The 17,928-nt window shown below is 69.4% G+C and carries 14 protein-coding genes; 5 read left to right on the forward strand and 9 right to left on the reverse strand.

Annotation, left to right across the window (positions count from 1 at the left end; all coding sequences use genetic code 11):
- Positions 1 to 137 precede the first annotated feature (137 nt).
- On the forward strand, positions 138 to 1,358 hold the full coding sequence (locus tag G3M57_RS14735) for a glycosyltransferase (RefSeq protein WP_163231371.1): 1,221 nt from the start codon (positions 138 to 140) through the stop codon (positions 1,356 to 1,358).
- Here the strand turns inward: G3M57_RS14735 and G3M57_RS14740 are convergent.
- From G3M57_RS14740 to G3M57_RS14755, 4 genes are all read right to left on the reverse strand, one after another.
- Entirely contained in the window at positions 1,252 to 2,157 is a 906-nt protein-coding gene (locus G3M57_RS14740; RefSeq protein ID WP_425278113.1) for a glucosamine inositolphosphorylceramide transferase family protein, read from the reverse strand. The genes G3M57_RS14735 and G3M57_RS14740 overlap by 107 nt on opposite strands.
- Positions 2,158 to 2,169: 12 nt before the next feature.
- Positions 2,170 to 2,634 (reverse strand): GlcG/HbpS family heme-binding protein, encoded by a 465-nt coding sequence (locus G3M57_RS14745; RefSeq protein ID WP_163231377.1) that lies wholly within the window; start codon positions 2,632 to 2,634, stop codon positions 2,170 to 2,172.
- Positions 2,635 to 2,813: 179 nt separating this feature from the next.
- On the reverse strand, positions 2,814 to 5,501 hold the full coding sequence (ppdK, locus tag G3M57_RS14750) for a pyruvate, phosphate dikinase (protein WP_163231379.1): 2,688 nt from the start codon (positions 5,499 to 5,501) through the stop codon (positions 2,814 to 2,816).
- Positions 5,502 to 5,810: 309 nt separating this feature from the next.
- The gene (locus G3M57_RS14755) at positions 5,811 to 6,857 is read right to left on the reverse strand and encodes a carbohydrate porin (RefSeq protein ID WP_230983802.1); all 1,047 of its coding nucleotides are present in this window, start codon (positions 6,855 to 6,857) and stop codon (positions 5,811 to 5,813) included.
- A gap of 312 nt (positions 6,858 to 7,169) precedes the next feature.
- Between G3M57_RS14755 and G3M57_RS14760 the strand changes: the two genes are divergently transcribed.
- Together G3M57_RS14760 and G3M57_RS14765 are read left to right on the forward strand one after the other, a co-directional pair.
- A complete protein-coding gene (locus tag G3M57_RS14760) occupies positions 7,170 to 8,981 on the forward strand; it encodes a methyl-accepting chemotaxis protein (RefSeq protein WP_163231383.1) in 1,812 nt (603 codons plus the stop codon).
- 101 nt (positions 8,982 to 9,082) lie between these two features.
- Positions 9,083 to 10,714 (forward strand): sensor histidine kinase, encoded by a 1,632-nt coding sequence (locus G3M57_RS14765; protein WP_230983801.1) that lies wholly within the window; start codon positions 9,083 to 9,085, stop codon positions 10,712 to 10,714.
- A 4-nt stretch (positions 10,715 to 10,718) separates the two neighbouring features.
- Here the strand turns inward: G3M57_RS14765 and glyS are convergent, their stop codons facing one another.
- The 4 genes from glyS to G3M57_RS14785 form a co-directional block, all read right to left on the reverse strand.
- A complete protein-coding gene (glyS, locus tag G3M57_RS14770) occupies positions 10,719 to 12,812 on the reverse strand; it encodes a glycine--tRNA ligase subunit beta (RefSeq protein WP_163231387.1) in 2,094 nt (697 codons plus the stop codon).
- Between the two features lie 8 nt (positions 12,813 to 12,820).
- Positions 12,821 to 13,720 carry a glycine--tRNA ligase subunit alpha gene (locus tag G3M57_RS14775; protein ID WP_156402083.1) on the reverse strand — a complete coding sequence of 300 codons (900 nt, stop codon included), beginning with the start codon at positions 13,718 to 13,720 and terminating at the stop codon, positions 12,821 to 12,823.
- 84 nt (positions 13,721 to 13,804) lie between these two features.
- Complete coding sequence (locus G3M57_RS14780; protein WP_056749933.1) at positions 13,805 to 14,203, reverse strand: hypothetical protein; 399 nt, start codon at positions 14,201 to 14,203, stop codon at positions 13,805 to 13,807.
- A gap of 84 nt (positions 14,204 to 14,287) precedes the next feature.
- Positions 14,288 to 14,638, reverse strand: coding sequence for a DMT family protein (locus G3M57_RS14785; protein WP_163231389.1), 351 nt, complete (start codon positions 14,636 to 14,638; stop codon positions 14,288 to 14,290).
- Between the two features lie 322 nt (positions 14,639 to 14,960).
- On the opposite strand from G3M57_RS14785, the gene G3M57_RS14790 reads away from it, so the two are divergent.
- On the forward strand, positions 14,961 to 15,299 hold the full coding sequence (locus tag G3M57_RS14790; RefSeq protein ID WP_007665036.1) for a P-II family nitrogen regulator: 339 nt from the start codon (positions 14,961 to 14,963) through the stop codon (positions 15,297 to 15,299).
- Between the two features lie 26 nt (positions 15,300 to 15,325).
- Positions 15,326 to 16,861, forward strand: a complete 1,536-nt coding sequence (locus G3M57_RS14795; protein ID WP_163231391.1) for an ammonium transporter — start codon at positions 15,326 to 15,328, stop codon at positions 16,859 to 16,861.
- 172 nt (positions 16,862 to 17,033) lie between these two features.
- On the opposite strand, the gene G3M57_RS14800 is transcribed toward G3M57_RS14795, so the two are convergent.
- A complete protein-coding gene (locus G3M57_RS14800; RefSeq protein WP_163231393.1) occupies positions 17,034 to 17,915 on the reverse strand; it encodes a 4-(cytidine 5'-diphospho)-2-C-methyl-D-erythritol kinase in 882 nt (293 codons plus the stop codon).
- Positions 17,916 to 17,928: the final 13 nt, after the last annotated feature.

Genomic DNA, 17,928 nt, shown 5'->3' on the forward strand with positions numbered 1-17,928 from the left:
CGTGGCGAAGTAGGCGGCCGCCGCAGGAATCCTTTCCGGTTCCGCCCGCCCGGCGACGTCTCTTTCATAGTGGAGCTTGCAGGCCCGCGGTTCGCCGCGCCCGACGCGCCATCACGTCGAGTCGGGGAACGGCAGGAATGGGCGACGGAGCGCGCACGATTGTCATCGTGCTGCATGACCTGCCGTTGGGCGGGTCGGAACGGATCGCGGTGCGGCTGGCCAACCGCTGGGCGGCGCTGGGCCGCAAGGTCACCCTGTTCTGCGGATCTCGCGAGGGCCCGCTGGCCCAGTTGATCGACGCCGAGGTCCAGCTGGTCGAGGCTGATCCGCCCCTTCCGCGTGGCCCCGGCTCGCGCAAGGCCCTCGGGCGGGCCGCGGCCGCCTATGTCGCCCGGAGCCGGCCCGACATCCTGTTCGCGCCCGGCAACTATCACTGGCCGATCCTGCCCGCCATCGACGCCCTGCCGGCCGACCAGCGGCCGGGCGTGGTCGCCCAGATCGGCACGCCCCTCTATCGCCATGGGCGCGGCGCCCTGGCCCAGATCCCCTACAATCTGCGAACCCGCCGACAGTTTGCCGGCGTTGACCAGGCCATCTCGCTGTCGGACAGCATGACCGAGGACGCCAACCACGTGCTGGGGCGGCGCATCACTCAGCGCATCGCCCTGCCCGCCCTCGACGACGACCACGCCTTCACCCCACCGCCCGAAGGCAAGCTCATCCTGGCGGCCGGACGGCTGGTGGCGGAAAAGGGTTTCGATGTCGCCCTGCGGGCCTTCGCCAGGCTCGACGATCCCGACGCCCGGCTGGCGATCGTCGGGGAAGGCGAACGGCGGACCGAGTTGGAGACCCTCGCCATCGAGCTGGGGGTGGCCGAGCGGGTCAGCCTGCCCGGCTATGTCCCCGACATCCGGCCGTGGCTGGAGGCGGCCCGCGCCTTCCTGCTGACCTCCTGGTACGAGGGCTATGCGGCGGTGATCGTCGAGGCCCTGGGCGCGGGCCGTCCGGTGGTGAGCACTGACTGCACCCCAGCCGCCCGAGAGCTGCTGGGCCACAGCGACGCCGGCCGCGTCGCCGCGATCGGCGATGTCGACGGCCTGGCCGAAGGCCTGCGCCAGGTGCTGAACGCCCCGACCCCCGATCCGGCGGTCCTGGCCCGATCGGTGGCCGGCTATCGAATCGGGCCGATCGCCGAGGCCTATCTGCAGGTGTTCGACGCCGTGGTCGCCAAGCGAGCCAGTCCGGCCGCGATCAAGCGGTTCGCGCCCCTCCCGGGACGCGCTTTTTCCATTCTCGCCGGACGTCCAGCGCCAGCGAGCGCGGCGAGACTTCGAAGCGCTTGGCGTCGATCAGCGTGACCGGGCCGGCGGCCGACAGGGTGTGAAACCCGTCGGTCAGGCGGCCGAAACTGGATGGCGGCAGGATCGGTTCGTCGGCCTCCGCCTCGAAGCGGTCCGGCGTCAGGGTGGTGACCCGCAGCGGGCGGATGGCGCCGCCATAGGTCTGGCGGCAGTCCTGCATCGGCAGCACGATCGCTCCGTCGACCACGACCGGCGTGCCGCCCGGCCGTGAGCTGGAGGGATCGAAGCGCACGGGATTGCCGGCGTGCGGCGTCCAGGGGCCGGTGATCGTTTCGGCCCAGGCCACGTGCAGGGCGCTGACCTTCTCGGCGCGGGTCGTGGCCGGGGTGTAGAACAGCCACCACAGGCCGTCGTGGAGCACCGGGGTGGCGTCGATGGCCACCTGGTCAAGCTCGATCGCCTGGACCGGCTCCCACCTCGTCGGGAAGTCCACGGCGCGATACAGGGTCAGCCGCCCCGACTTGTGCGCCTCGGGCAGCATGTAGGTCTCGCCGTCCGCCTCGAGGATGAAGGGGTACGACAGGTGCCAGGGCTCCTTGAGCGCGGGCTGGCGGCCCAGCAGGTTCAGGTCGGTGTCGAAGGTCAGCACCTCGATGGCGCCCAGCCGGTCGCGATAGTCGTAGATCTCGGCGAAGACATGGAGCCGGTCGTCGCGCCAGACGCCCATCGGGTCGGCCAGGAAGCACAGAGGGCCGGGATCGGGGATCCAGGACACCGGATGCTCGGCCAGGGCGCCGGGCTTCAGCAGGTCCGCCATCGGCGCGCGGACCAGGCCGACGCGCCACATGTCCTTCACCAGGCCCAAGGCTCAGTTCACCTGGCCGGCGAACCTGGCCAGGGCCTCGCGGGCGCAGGCGTCGGCCGTCTCATGCGAGGTGTCGGCCACGGCCAGGCCGCCCACCAGCCGGCCGCCCCTGTGCAGGGGCAGCGAGCCGCCGTGCGGGTTCAGCCGGTCCGGCTCGGCCTTGATCAGGGCGGCGAAGGCCGGGTCGTCCTTCTCGCGGGGCTCCATCGCGCTGCCCGGCGCGTCGAACTGGACGGCGGTGGCGGCCTTGCGCGGGGCGGCGACCGGGGGCTTGGGACTGGCGGGGGCGCGCAGCACGACCAGCGGATTGCCCTTGTCGTCGACCACGCTGGCGCTGACCGCCGCGCCCCTGGCCGCGCAGGCGTCGACGGCGGCGCGGGCCAGGTCGATGGACAACGGCAGGTCAAGGGCGGGGCCGGCGGTCTGAGCGAAAGCCGGCGTCGCGGCCAGCAGCGTGCTCACGATCATGATCCGCTTCATTCTATCCTCCGCTCATCCCGGCGAACGTGGGACCCAAGCCGAGTCTGGAGTAGCGTGCGGCGCTCAAACGGCCAAGGCCGCTTGGGTCCCGGCTTCCGTCGGGATGAGTGGAAAAGAGAGGTTGGCGGACCGAAAAAGGGGCTCGCGAACGAGCCCCTTTGGGAGGATCAGCCCTTGTTGGCCAGCGCCGCCTGGGCCGCGGCCAGCCGCGCGATCGGCACGCGGTAGGGCGAGCAGGACACGTAGTCCAGGCCGACGCTTTCGCAGAACGTGATCGAGGCGGGGTCGCCGCCATGCTCGCCGCAGATGCCCAGCTTGACGTCCGGACGGGCCGCACGGCCGCGCTCGGCGGCGATGCGGATCAGGTCGCCGACGCCCTCCTGGTCCAGCGACACGAACGGGTCCTTGTCGAAGATGCCCTTGTCGATATAGGCGCCCAGGAACTTGCCGGCGTCGTCGCGGCTGATGCCGAAGGTCGTCTGGGTCAGGTCGTTGGTGCCGAAGCTGAAGAACGCGGCGTTGGCGGCCAGGTCGCCGGCCCGCAGGGCGGCGCGCGGCAGCTCGACCATGGTGCCGACCGTGTACTGAAGATCCACGCCCTGCTCTTCCAGCACCGCCTTGGCGGTGCGGTCGGTCAGGTCGCGCAGATACTTCATCTCCTCGCCCTTGGTGACCAGCGGGTGCATGATCTCCGGCACCGGCGCGGCCTTGCCCGACTTGGCGATGTCGCAGGCGGCCTCGATGATCGCCCGCACCTGCATCTCGTAGATCTCGGGATAGGACACGCCCAGGCGGCAGCCGCGGTGGCCCAGCATCGGGTTGGTCTCGTGCAGCTCCTTGGCCCGGCGCATCAGCTTTTCGGCGTCCAGGCCCGTGGCCTCGGCGACGGCCGCCACGTCTTCCTCCGTATGCGGCAGGAACTCGTGCAGCGGCGGGTCGAGCAGGCGGATGGTGACCGGCAGGCCTTCCATGATCGTGAACAGCTCGACGAAGTCGGCCTTCTGGAACGGCGCGATCTTGGCCAGGGCGGCCCGGCGGCCGGCCTCATCGTCGGCCAGGATCATCTCGCGCACGGCGGCGATCCGGGTGTCGTCGAAGAACATGTGCTCGGTGCGGCACAGGCCGATGCCCTCGGCGCCGAACTGGCGGGCGGTCTTGGCGTCCAGCGGGGTCTCGGCGTTGGCCCGGACCTTCATGCGGCGCGCCGCGTCGGCCCACTCCATCAGGGTGGCGAAGTCGCCGGTCAGCTCGGGCTCGATCATCTTGGGCGAACCGGCCAGGATCTCGCCGGTCGAGCCGTCGATGGTGATGGTCTCGCCGGCCTTGAACTCGCGACCGCGCACCCGAAACAGGCCTTCCTTGGGGAAGATGGCCACGTCGCCGGCGCCGCTGACGCAGGCGCGGCCCATGCCGCGCGCCACCACCGCGGCGTGGCTGGTCATGCCGCCGCGGGCGGTGATGATGCCGCGCGCGGCGTGCATGCCGTGGATGTCCTCGGGCGAGGTCTCCTCACGCACCAGGATCACGGCCTCGCCGGCCGCGGCCGCCTTTTCGGCGGCGTCGCTGTCGAAGACGATCTTGCCGGTGGCCGCGCCGGGCGAGGCCGGCAGGCCCTTGGCGATCAGCTCGCGATGGGCGGTCGGGTCGATGGTCGGGTGCAGCAGTTGGTCCAGCGAGGCCGGCTCGACCCGGCCGATGGCCTCGTCGCGCGAGATCACCCCCTCGGCGGCCATGTCGACGGCGATCTTCAGGGCGGCCTTGGCCGTGCGCTTACCGCTGCGGGTCTGCAGCATGTAGAGCTTGCCCTGCTCGACCGTGAACTCGATGTCCTGCATGTCGCGGTAATGGCGCTCCAGCGTCTCGACCACGGTCTTGAACTGCTGGAACACCTCGGGCATCGCCTCTTCCATCGAGGGCGCGGTGTCGCCCATCTCCTCGCGGGAGGCCTTGGTCAGGGACTGCGGCGTGCGGATGCCCGCCACCACGTCCTCGCCCTGGGCGTTGATCAGGAACTCGCCGTACAGCCGCCCGTCGCCGGTCGACGGGTTGCGGGTGAAGGCTACGCCCGTGGCCGAGGTCTCGCCCATGTTGCCGAACACCATCGACTGGATGTTGACGGCGGTGCCCCAGGCCTCTGGAATGTCGTGCATGCGGCGATAGAACTTGGCCCGGTCGTTCATCCAGCTGGCGAACACCGCGCCGATCGCGCCCCACAGCTGCTCCTGGGCGTCCTGCGGGAAGGGCTTGCCCAGCGCTTCGCGCACGGCGGCCTTGTAGTCCTTGATCACCGCGGCCCAGTCGTCGGCGGTCAGGGCCGTGTCGACGGTGACGTCCAGCCGGTCCTTGTGGTCGTCGAGGATCTCCTCGAACATGTGGTGCTCCAGGTCGAGCACGACGTTCGAGTACATCTGGATGAAGCGGCGGTAGCTGTCATAGGCGAAGCGGCGATCGCCCGACAGTTGGGCCAGGCCCTCGACGGTCTCGTCGTTGAGGCCCAGGTTCAGGACGGTGTCCATCATGCCCGGCATCGAGGCCCGGGCGCCCGAGCGCACCGAGACCAGCAGCGGGTTCTTCACGTCGCCGAAGCTCTTGCCCGTGAGTTTCTCCACGACGGCCAGGCCGTCCGCCACCTGCTGCCCCAGCTCGGCGGGGTACTGCTTGCCGTTGGCGTAGTAGTGGACGCAGGCTTCGGTGGTCACGGTGAAGCCCGGCGGCACCGGCAGGCCCAGGGACGACATCTCGGCGAGATTGGCGCCCTTGCCGCCCAGCAGGTTCTTCATCTTGGCGTCGCCGTCGGCGCCGCCTCCCCCGAACGAATAGACCCACTGCGTCTTGGTCAGCGTATCAACCGGCATTTCTTGTTCACCCTGCGATAGTGAAAAGCCTGCGGTTCTCTGGTGGAACCGTCCTGGCCTGGGACAACGAAGCTTAACGCCCATCCCGCACTGCAATATCCGGGCGTTCAGTAGCACCTTGTCAAAGAAGCCGTCCACCGACGGTTTTCGGTTCGCAGTCTAAAGCGAAAATTCGGCAAATTCTTCCAATGACAACGTTGTCCTGATCGAGATTTGCGCGATACATCACAAGGGCGAACACCGGCCCGAGTCTTGGGACCGGTGGCGCCCGTCGCATCTCGCCATGCTGAAGCTAGGTTGGCGGCCGTTCTAGAACAGGTCGATGGTCATCCGCAGCGCCATCACCACCACCGTCCGAGCGTCCTCGTCGCCGCCGGCGCGGCGGATCACCTGCAGGTCGGGCTGCAGGGCGACGCGTGGCGCCAGCTTGTCCGAATAGGTGACCTCGACGCTGGATTCGGCCCGGGCGGGCGCCAAGCCCGCGTCGAGGGTGTTGGCGCGCTGCTTGGACGACAGCCGCCCCTGCTCCGCCCCGATCGAGAACGCGCTGTCGGGACGCGAGGCGAAGACCCGCTCCACCAGCACGCCCGCCTGCCAGCCCGAGCTGAACGGCGTGGTGTCGCCGTCAGAAAACCCCAGCCGGGCGAAGCCGCGCACCGACCGCCCCGTCTCGCCGCCGTCCACGAACGGATACTCGGCCAGCAGGTAGCCGCCGCGGGCCTTGCTGAGGGCAGGCTCGCCGCTGGCGTCCAGGGTCCGCAGGTCCGGCTGGCGCTCGGTGTAGAACCAGCCGCCCGCCGCCAGCCGCCAGCGGTCGCCCACCCCGGCCTCGGCGATCACCAGGGCCCCGTTGTCGAACGCCGTCGACGGCCCCTCCGGATCCCCCAGCGTACCGGCATGGGCGTTGAGCACTGCAGCCTGGGCGTAGCGCCCTTTCCCGCCCTCGATCTTCACACGGACCGCCAGGGCCGTGGACGGAAAGATCGACGGGCCGTTCGGGCCGGTGGAGGCGAACTCCGAGCCTATGCCGAACGGCGGAGCCAGCAGCAGGCCCGAGGCTTCGGTGGCGTAGAATTCGCTGTTGAGGTCGTAGAGCCCAGCGAGGGCCGAGCCGCGCTGGCCGGCGAAACGCGTCTGCAGCCACAGTTCATAGAGCCGGGCCCGAGGCCGTCCGACCTCGATGTTGTCGACGCCCTGCAGCGTGCCGGCCAGGTCGTTGGGCATGCCGCCGCTGTTGTTGAGCAGGTAACCGTGCACCGTGGCCCCACGCCAGCCGACCAGCGTCTCCAGGTCGCCGTCGACGATGACGTCGAGATTGTCCAGGGCGCGGCCGGCATGGGCCGTCCCACCGCGCACCGTCCCTGCGACGTCGGCCGTATAGGTGATTTCGTGGGTCCAGGCGCCCTGCTCTCGCGCCGAGGCAGCCGATCCGGCGGCTACGCCAATTGCGAACGCCGCGCATGAACAGATAGATTTAAAACCAATCATGGGTCCCGCCCCGTCAATACAGGGACAAGTACCGGCCGCCCTTGAAGCACTTCTTAAAGTCCTTGGGGCGCGGCCTTTTGCCTCATCTCGACGCTCTCACCACTCGAGCACGCAGGACAAAGACGTCGTTAACCTCAATACCGGACAGTGTGCGAATCCAGACGACACAAGGGCTCGGGAATGCTTCGGACGATCAACCACAAGGTGATGGGCGCGGGCGCGGCCGTCATGCTGCTGTGCACGGCCAGCGCCGGCGCGGGCCTGTGGTCGACGACCCGCCTCGACGACGCCCTCAGGGACGCCCAGGTCTCGGCCAGTGTCCTGCGCAACCATCTGGAAGCCGACATGATGCACGACGCCCTGCGCGCCGACGTCCTGTCCAGCCAGCTGGCCGGCGACGCTGGTTCGGGAGTCGCCATCCAGGACGTCCGCAAGGACCTGACCGCTCACGTCGCCAATTTCCGCGAGGCGATCACCGCCAACGACGCCCTGGCCACCGACCCCGCTAGCCGGGGCGCCCTGGCCGAGCTCAAGGCGCCGCTGGACACCTACATCAAGTCCGCCAGCCAGATGATCGAACTGGGCGCGACCGACCACGTCCAGGCCGTGGCCGCCATGCCCGGCTTCATGAAGCAGTTCACGACGCTGGAAGACGCGATGAGCGCGGCGTCCGACAAGATCGAGGCCGCTTCGACCACCGCCGCGGCCCGCGCCAAGAGCGTGGCCCTGTTCTCCGAAATCCTGATGAGCGTCGCGGTGCTGGCGGGCGTCGTCTTCGCCGGCATTCTGATCGCGATGTCGCGCGCCGCCATCGTGCGGCCGGTGCTGAACCTGGCCGGCGACATGCGTCGGCTGGCGGCCGGCCAGACGGACATCACCGTCTCGGGCGCGGGGCGCGCCGACGAGATCGGCGAGATGGCCAAGAGCGTCGAGGTGTTCCGCCAGTCCGGCATCGAACGCGCCCGTCTCGAGGCGGAGGCGGCCGGGTTCCAGCAGGAGCTGGACCGCAAGCTGCGCGACATGGAGGCCGCGTTCGAAGCCGCCGGCCGCGAGCAGAAGGCCGTCGTCGACGTGATGGCCAAGGGCCTGGCCAGCCTGGCCGGCGGCGACCTGTCGGCCCGCATCGCCGTCCAGGTGGCCAGCGACTACGCCGCCCTGAAGAACGACTTCAACGCCGCCGCCGCGGGGCTGGAGCACGCGATCCGCACGATCTCCGACGTCGCCTCGCAGATCGGCTCGGGCACCGAGGAGATCGCCCAGGCCTCCAACGACCTGTCGCGCCGGACCGAGCAGCAGGCGGCCAGCCTGGAGGAGACCGCCGCCGCCCTGGACGAGATCGCCGCCACCGTTCGCCAGACCGCCGACGGCGCCGGCCGCGCCACCACCGAGGTCGCCTCGGCCCGCACCGACGCCGAGCGCTCGGGCCAGGTCGTCGACCAGGCCGTCGCGGCCATGGACGCCATCGAGGACTCCTCGCGCCAGATCACCCAGATCATCGGGGTGATCGACGAGATCGCCTTCCAGACCAACCTGCTGGCCCTGAACGCCGGCGTAGAGGCGGCCCGGGCCGGCGACGCCGGCCGCGGCTTCGCGGTCGTGGCCCAGGAAGTCCGGGCCCTGGCCCAGCGTTCAGCCGAGGCGGCCAAGGAGATCAAGACGCTGATCTCGACCTCGTCGCAGCAGGTCGACGCCGGCGTGACCCTGGTCGGCCAGACGGGGGAGGCCCTGGCCCGGATCGTCGGCCGCGTCGCCGTCATCGACGATCTGGTCCGCCAGATCTCCTCGTCCAGCCAGGAGCAGGCCTCGGGCCTGGCCGAGGTCAACACCGCCGTCAATCACATGGACCAGGTGGTGCAGCAGAACGCGGCCATGGTCGAGCAGGCCACCGCCGCCACCTATTCCCTGAAGGGCGAGACGGCCCAGCTGGTCTCGCTGGTCGGCCGCTTCCGGATCGGCGGCGACGCGCGTCCCGAACTGCGCCGGGCGAGCTGAAGCGTCGCTGCGGCCAAAAGCCGCGCTGGCCTCCGACGCCGCCAGGAATGCGCTAGCAGGGTGACATGACGTGGCTCAACCCCTCCTCCGTGACGCGCGGCGTGAGATCCCTGCATTGGATCGTCGGCGCGACCATCGTCCTGGTCGCCGTCTCGGTGCTGGGCAGCATCGCCCTGATGCTGTTCGCGGCCCAGTCGCTGGACCGCCTGGAGAGCCAGGACGAGCGTGAGCTGGTCCAGCGCACGGTGCAGCGCGACCTGCAGCGCATGGCCCGCGAGCTGACCTCGGCGACGGTCTGGGACGACGCCGCCAAGGCCATGGGCCCGCCGGTCGACATGGCCTGGGCCGACGTCAATTTCGGCGAGTACTATCACCAGTATTTCCAGCATGACCTGACCTTCGTGGTCCGCGACGGCCAAGTGATCTACGGCTCGCTGGCCGGCGCCCGGGTGTCGGCCAGCGCCCTGGGCGCGCTGCCGGGCGACGCCGCGCCGTTGGTCAATCGCGTCCTCGCCAAGGCCACGGCCGCGCACCGGGCCGAGCGTTTCAGCCTCGAGGGCTCCACCACCGACTCGGGCCTGGTGCGTTCGGGCGACGAGATCTACCTGGTGGTCGCCGCCGACGTGATCGCCGAGACCGCGCCGCTGGCGGCGCGACAGCAGGCGACCTCCCCCTCGATCGCGGTCACCGTCCGCCGGGTCAGCACGGCCTATACCCGCGGCCTGCAGAAGGACCTGGGCATCGACGGCCTCGTCCTGGTCGCCGAAAGCAAGTCCAGCGACCACAGCGTGCCGTTGCACGACATCAACGGCCAGCCGATCGGCGGCTTCGCCTGGCCGGCGCGCGATCCGGGCATGTCGCTGCTCAAGGCCGGAGCCCCCTGGATCGCCCTGGTGTTCGCGGCCCTGTTCGTCGCCGCCTTCATCCTGTTCCTGCGCGTCACCGACGCCCTGAACAAGCTGGCCGCCGGCCGCCGCGCCCTGATCGCGGCCAAGGAGGAAGCCGAGGCCGCCAACGCCGCCAAGACCCAGTTCCTGGCCAATATGAGCCACGAGATCCGCACGCCGCTGAACGGCGTGCTGGGCATGACCCAGATCATGCAGGCCGAGCCGCTGCCGGACCGCCAGCGCGAGCGGCTGGACGTGATCCACCACTCCGGCCAGGCGCTGCTGGCCCTGCTGAACGACATCCTGGACATGGCGCGGCTGGAGGCCGGCGGCGTCCGGCTGCGGGCCGAGCCCTTCGACCTGACGATGCTGGTAGAGTCGACCAGCGCCCTGTTCTCGGGCGCGGCGGCCAACAAGGGCATCGCCCTGACCTTCGCGGTGGCGCCGGGCGGCGAGGGCGCCTGGATCGGCGATCCGATCCGCCTGCGCCAGGTGCTGGGCAACCTGGTCGCCAACGCCGTCAAGTTCACCCATCAGGGCGCGGTGCGGATCGAGGCGAGCCCCTCCGAGACCGGCCTGCGCTTCGAGGTGCGCGACACCGGCGTCGGCATCGCGCCCGAGCACCGCCCGCGCCTGTTCAAGATCTTCTCGCAGGTCGACGGCTCCTCGACCCGCGCCCACGAGGGCTCGGGCCTGGGCCTGGCGATCAGCCATGACGTCGTCGCCCTGATGGGCGGGACGATCGGCGTCGACAGCACGCCCGGCGCCGGCTCGACCTTCCACTTCGACGTCCCGCTGCGCCGGGTGCGCAGCGAGCGGCCGGCGCTGAGGGTGGTCGGGGGCTAGGCCCCTACCCGCCGATCAGCGAGAAGTCGGCGACCTGGCCCATGGCGTCGCGGACGGCGGCCAGGGTCTTGAGGCGGTTGTCGCGTTCGGCCGGAACCTCGGAATTGACGAACACCCCGTCCAGGAAGGCGTCGACCGGGCCGCGCAGGCCGGCCAACTCGCGCATGGCGGCGGTGAAGTCTTCCGCTTCCAGGGCCGAGGCCAGGGGCTTCTCGATCATCCGCAGGGCGTCGTGAAGTTGCACTTCCGGGGCCGAGGCGTCGGGCAGGATCTCGCGACCGCCCTCGGCTTTCCAGCCCTTCTTCTCCTCGGCCTTGAGGATGTTGCTGGCGCGCTTGTAGCCGGCCAGCAGGTTCTTGCCGTCATCGGTGGTGAGGAACCCGTCCAGCGCCTCGACCCGGGCGACGATGCGCACCAGGTCGTCGTCGGCTTTCCCGTTGATGGGCGCGAACACCGCATCGACGAGGTCGTGACGCTTCCCCTGGTCCTTGAGGGTGACCTTCAGGCGATCGGCGAAGAAATTCAGAAGCCCCAACTGCTCGGCAAGCTGCTCAGCCAAATCCTGCAAACGACCATTGAGCGGATCGCCGGGATAAGCTGCTCCAAATGCTGCCCTCAGTGGAACGCGCAATGATCCCTCGAGAATCGTCCGGATCACCCCCAACGCCGCCCGACGCAGCGCATAGGGATCCTTCGACCCCGTAGGCTTCTCATCGATCGCGAAGAAGCCGACCAGCGTGTCCAGCTTGTCCGCCAACGCCACGGCCACACTGAGCGGCGCGGTCGGGACGGCGTCGGAGGGACCTTGGGGCTTGTAGTGGTCGCGGATGGCGTCGGCGATCTCTGGGTCCAAGCCGGCGGCGCGGGCGTAGTAGCCGCCCATCAGGCCCTGCAGTTCCGGGAACTCGCCCACCATCTGCGAGGCCAGGTCCGCCTTGGCCAGCCGCGCGGCCTCCTTGGCCTTGGCGACGTCAGCGCCGACCAGCGGCGCGATCTCGCCGGCCAGGGCGACGATGCGCTCGACCCGCTGCGCCATCGTCCCCAGCTTGGCGTGGAAGGTGACGCCGTTCAGCTTCTCCAGCCACGGCTCGAAGCCGACCTTGACGTCCTCGTCCCAGAAGAACCGGGCGTCGGACAGGCGCGAAGACAGGACCTTGGCGTTGCCCGCGGCGATCACCGTCCCGCCGTCGGCCGACTGGACGTTGGCTATGGTGATGAAGTGCGGGGCCAGGCCGCCCGTCGCCGGGTCGCGGACCGCGAAGTACTTCTGGTGGGTGCGCATCGAGGTGCGGATCACCTCGCCCGGCAGGTCCAGGAAGGCGGGGTCCATGTCGCCCAGCACCGGGGTCGGCCATTCGGCCAGGCCGGCGACTTCCTCGAGCAGGCCGATGTCTTCGACCAGCTCCAGGTTCCGCGCGAAGCATAAGGTCTTGCAGCCCTCCAGGATGCGCGCCTTGCGCTCCTCGACGTCCAGCACCACGAAGTGCTCGGCTAGGCCCTTGGCGTATTCGTCGAAGTCGCGAACCTTGAACGGCTGGCCGCCCCAGCCGTAGCCGACGCGCATGAAGCGGTGGCCCTCGGTGACGTCGCCGGCCTCGATCCCCTCGATGGTGAACGGCACGACCTCGCGGTCGAACACGCAGAGGATGCGCTTCAGCGGCCGCACCCAGCGCAGCTTGCTGGTCCCCCAGGTCATCGACTTGGGCCACGGGAAGCCGCGGATGATCGCCTCGACCATCTCGGCGACGATCTCGGTGGTCGGACGGCCGGTCTTCTCGATGAACGCCATCCACACGCCGTCGCGCTCGACCAGCTGGTCCTGGGTCAGGCCCGCCTTGCGCAGGAAGCCTTCCATGGCCTGGGGCGGGGCGCCGACGCGGGGGCCCTTCAGCTCTTCCTTGCGGTCGGCCTGGGCGATGGGCAGCCCCTCGACCACCAGGGTCAGGCGGCGCGGGCCGGCGAAGGTCTTCAGGGCCTCGGGCAGGAAGCCGGCCGCGGCCAGGTGTTCGCGCGCCATGCGTTCCAGGTCGCGCGCGGCGCCGGCCTGCATGCGGGCGGGGATCTCTTCGGAGAACAGTTCGAGAAGCAGTTGGGGCATGACTTTACTTACGCGGCTTCCTGCTGTTCGACCCAGGCGCTGGCGCACAGCTTGCAGAGGTCGCGGATGCGGCCGATGTAGCTGGCGCGCTCGGCCACGGCGATCGCGCCGCGGGCGTTCATCAGGTTGAACAGGTGGCTGGCCTTGAGGACCATGTCGTAGGCGGGCAGCACCAGGGACTTGCCCTGGTAGGAACGGGCCAGCATCAGCGGCACCTGCTGCTCCATGTCCTCGAACTGGCGCTTGAGCACGGCGACATCATAGCCGTGGAAGTTGGCCTCGGACTGCTGGCGCTCGTTCTCCAGGAACACGTCGCCATAGGTCAGGTGGCCCAGCGGGGCCTCGGGATCGTTGAACGGCAGGTCGTAGACGTTGTCGACGCCGAACACGTACATGGCCAGGCGCTCCAGGCCGTAGGTCAGCTCGCCGGCCACCGGCGAGACGTCCAGGCCGCCCACCTGCTGGAAGTAGGTGTACTGGCTGACCTCCATGCCGTCGCACCAGACTTCCCAGCCCAGGCCCCAGGCCCCGACGGTGGGGTTCTCCCAGTCGTCCTCGACGAAGCGGATGTCGTGGGTGCGCAGGTCCAGGCCGATGGCTTCCAGCGACCCCAGATAGAGGTCCTGCATGTTCGGCGGGTTCGGCTTCAGGATCACCTGGTACTGGTAGTAGTGCTGCAGGCGGTTGGGGTTCTCGCCATAGCGGCCGTCGCCCGGACGGCGCGAGGGCTGGACATAGGCCGCGTTCCAGGGCTTGGGACCCAGGGCGCGCAGCACCGTGGCCGGGTGCAGGGTCCCCGCCCCCACCTCGACGTCGTGCGGCTGCAGGATCACGCAGCCCTGGGCGCTCCAATAGTCGTGGAGCGTCAGGATCAGGTCTTGGAAGGACTTGGGTTTGGAAGACATCAGGGTCCGAACAGGGCCAGAAAAAAGTCGGCGGACCATAGGGCCCGCCGACTGGCGCTTCAAGCAATGTTGGACCGCTGGAACGGCTTAGTTGCCCTTGGCCGCGGTGCGCTTGCCGGCGTGCGACAGCGGCGCGCCGTAGAGCTTGCGGTTTTCCGGGGTGTCGGCGACCGGCGGGTTGGAGGTGACGTTGGCGTCGCCGGCCTTCAGGCCCGCCTGCGCCTCGGCCGGCATCGACGAGACGCGGCCGGCGGTGTCGGTGGCCGTGCCGGTCGGGGCCGCCATTGAGGTGGCCGGGTCGGTCGGCGTCGTCGTGGCCGCGGACGGGTCGGCGGGCAGGGTCTGGTCGGCCGGCGCGGCGGCGGTCGGATCCGGGTTCACCGGGGCCCCCGTCTCCGGCGTGGCCTGGGGGGCCGTCGATTGGGCCATGGCCGCGCCGGACAGCAGCGCCAGGGCGGCGGCGGCGGTAACGATACGCACAAGCATGGGGCTGATCCTTATCGAGGAATACAGCCACAACAGCGTCTAGGCCTTGGACTCCGTTGCGCGGCTCACGGGGTCGTGAACGCGTTACTTGAAGAACATCACGATCGCCACGCCCACGAAGATGAAGCCGAACCCGACCAGGGTCTTCCAGCTGATCGCCTCGCCCAGGTAGAAAATCGAGAACAGCGTGAAGACGACCAGGGTGATCGCCTCCTGGCCGGTCTTCAGCTGGGCGGTCGTGTAGACGCTGTGGCCCAGGCGGTTGGCCGGCACCGCCAGCAAGTATTCGGGCAAGGCGATCAACCAACTGGTGAAGATGGCGACCAGCATTGTCGTCGCGCGATTCTTCAGGTGTCCGTACCAGGCGAAGGTCATGAAGACGTTCGACGCAATCAAAAGGCACCAGGGCGCGATTTTCAACCAGACGGAAGGCATGGGCGGCGGAAACTCCAGATCGCAACGCAAGAGCGGTAATTGTATGCGCTTGGCGACAAGCTAGGCCACCCCGGCGTTCGAACGGCAAAATGCCGCCTTTCCGAGCACCCACGGTCGTCGATGCGTAAATCTTGGGCGCCTAGTCCCTTTCGTTTCCAATTCCCTACCACGCGACAGTCATGTGGGAAGCGCGACCGATAGCGTGAAGACGCCGGGGAAACGACGCGGGCCGACGAGCCTGGGTCGCGGTGCGAGTGAGCAACGCGCTCTAAAGCCAATTCTAAAGGGGAGCCCGCTCAGTCGGCGGGTCGGAGCAGGACGGATGAAACTGATCATAGCGATCGTCAAACCCTTCAAGCTCGACGAGGTCCGCGAGGCCCTCGTCGCCGCCGGCGTCGAAGGTCTGACGGTGTCGGAAGTCAAGGGCTACGGCCGTCAGAAGGGCCAGACCGAAATCTATCGCGGCGCCGAGTACCAGGTGAACTTCGTGCCGAAGGTGAAGCTGGAAGCCGTGGTCGACGACGCATCGGCGGCCAAGGCGGTCGAGGCGGTCAAGGCCGCGGCGGCCACGGGCAAGATCGGCGACGGCAAGATCTTCGTCCTCAATGTCGAGGAAGCCGTTCGCATCCGGACCGGCGAAACCGGCCCGGCTGCTTTGTAATCCGTCGGGGAAAAGGGGATACCAACGTGAGATTGAACTTCAAACCGCTGGCCGGGCTGATGCTCGCCGCGACCTTGGCGGGAGCCCCGCTGGGCGCCGTCGCCTTCGCCCAGGACGCGGCGGCCCCGGCCCCGGCCGCCGCCGCCCCGGCCGCGGCCACGCCCGCCCCCGCCGCGACGCCCGCCGCCGCTCCGGCTCCCGCCGCCGCGCCGGCGGCCATCGTCGACAAGATGGACAAGGGCGACAACGCCTGGATGCTGGTCTCGTCCCTGCTGGTCCTGCTGATGATCATCCCGGGCCTGGCCCTGTTCTACGGCGGCCTGGTCCGCTCCAAGAACATGCTGTCGGTGATGATGCAGGTCTCGACCGTCGCCATCATTGGCATCGTCGCCTGGGTGCTGTGGGGCTACAGCTTCGCCTTCACCGACGGCGGCGGCGCGGACACCTTCGTCGGCGGCCTCAGCCGTCTGTTCCTGAACGGCGTCACCCCGTCGAGCGTGGTCGCCACGTTCTCGACCGGCGTCGTCATCCCCGAACTGACCTTCATCGTCTTCCAATCGACCTTCGCCGCGATCACCGCCGCCCTGGTCGTCGGTTCGCTGGTGGAGCGCTTCAAGTTCTCGGCCGCCGTGGTGTTCGCCATCCTGTGGCCCCTGCTCTCCTACTATCCGATCGCCCACATGGTGTGGTGGTGGCCGGGTCCTGACGCCATCGCCCTGCACCCGGCCGACCCGATCAAGGCCGGCCTGAGCTGGAGCTTCGGCGCCCTCGACTTCGCTGGCGGCACAGTGGTGCACATCAACGCCGGCATCGCCGCCCTGGTCGGCGCGATCATCCTGGGCAAGCGCCAGGGCTACGGCAAGGAGCCGATGCCCCCGCACTCGCTGACCCTGACCCTGGTCGGCGCCGGCCTGCTGTGGGTGGGCTGGTTCGGCTTCAACGCCGGTTCGAACCTGGAAGCCAACGGCTACGCCTCGCTGGCGATGATCAACACCTTCGTCGCCACCGCCGCCGCCGGCCTGTCCTGGATCGTCGTCGAGTGGATCACCCGCAAGAAGCCGTCGGCTCTGGGCCTGGCTTCGGGCATCGTGGCCGGCCTGGTCGCCGTCACCCCCGCCGCCGGTTTCGCCGGCCCGATGGGCGCGCTGATCCTCGGCCTGGTCGTCTCGCCGATCTGCATCTTCTTCTGCTCGGTCGTGAAGAACGCGCTGAAGTATGATGACAGCCTGGACGCCTTCGGCATCCACGGCATTGGCGGCATCGTCGGCGCCATCGGCACCGGCCTGCTGGTCAATCCCAAGTGGGGCGGCGCCGGCGTGGTCGACTACGCCAGCTGCGCCAAGGACGGCGACATCTCGACCTGCGACACGGCCGTCTACAGCCTGGCCACCCAGGTGATGGCCCAGGTCAAGGCCGTCGGCGTGACCATCATCTGGTCGGCCATCGCCTCGGCGATCGTGTTCTTCCTGATCAAGCTGGTGATCGGCCTGAAAGCCTCGCCGGAATCCGAGGAAGAAGGCCTGGACATCTCCGAGCACGGCGAACGCGCCTACCACAGCTAAGGCTGGGGTCAGGTTCCGTCCAAAAGGAAGGGCCCGGAAGCTTCGGCTTCCGGGTCTTTTTCTATGGAACGCCATCATCCCGAGCCCAGGAGGCGGCCGGGGACATGCTCTCACAGCGGACGCCCTGCAAAACGGCCGGCGCGCCGCCATGAGAGCATGTCCCCGACTATGTCTAGAACGGCCCGCCCAGCCGGCAGCGCTTGACCCACCAGTCGGGCCGCATCCGTTCGACCCGTTCGGCCAGGCCCTCGGCCTCGATGTCCCCCGCGCACAGGGCGAAGCAGGTGGCGCCGGAGCCGGACATCCGGGCCAGCAGCGTCTCGGCCTCGCCGGTCAGCAGGTCCAACACCTGGCCGATCCGCGGCTCCAGCGCCACGGCGGGGGCTTGCAGGTCGTTGCGGGTGAAGGCCGCCAGCCACGCGCAGACCTCTTCGACGCTGGCCAGCCCGTCCAGCAGCGGAGGCGGGGCCTCGCCCTCGGGCGCCACGGCCGCGTCATAGGCGCGATAGACGGCGCCGGTCGGCGACGGGACCAGCGGATTGACCAATACGGCGTGCAGCTCCGGCAGGGGCGGCGCGGGCGACAGGCGCTCTCCCCGCCCCTGGGCCATCACCGGCGCGCCCCACAGGCAGGCCGCGCCGTCCGCGCCCAGGCTCGCGGCGACGGCTTCCAGGTCCGCGTCGGGCAGGTCGGACGCCAGGCCCTGGCGCAGCAGCCTCAGGACCGCCCCGGCGTCGCTGGAGCCCCCGCCCAGGCCCGCGGCGATCGGCAGGGCCTTGTCGAGAACCAGGCGGAACGGCGGGACCGGCCCGCCCAGCCGGGCGTGAAGCGCCTGGGTCGCCCGCACGACCAGATTGTCGTCGCCCGACGGAATCTCGCCGCCGAACCGACCCGTCGCCGCGAAGCTGGGCGCGTCGGCCGCCTGCAGCGTGACCCGGTCGCCGACGTCGGCGAACAGCATCAGGCTGGAGATCGGATGATAGCCCTCGGCGTCGGGTCCGCCGACATGCAGAAACAGATTGACCTTGGCCGGGGCGAAGGCGTCGAGGCGCATGGCTTACCCTTGC

The organism is Caulobacter rhizosphaerae (assembly GCF_010977555.1).
GTDB lineage: Bacteria > Pseudomonadota > Alphaproteobacteria > Caulobacterales > Caulobacteraceae > Caulobacter > Caulobacter rhizosphaerae.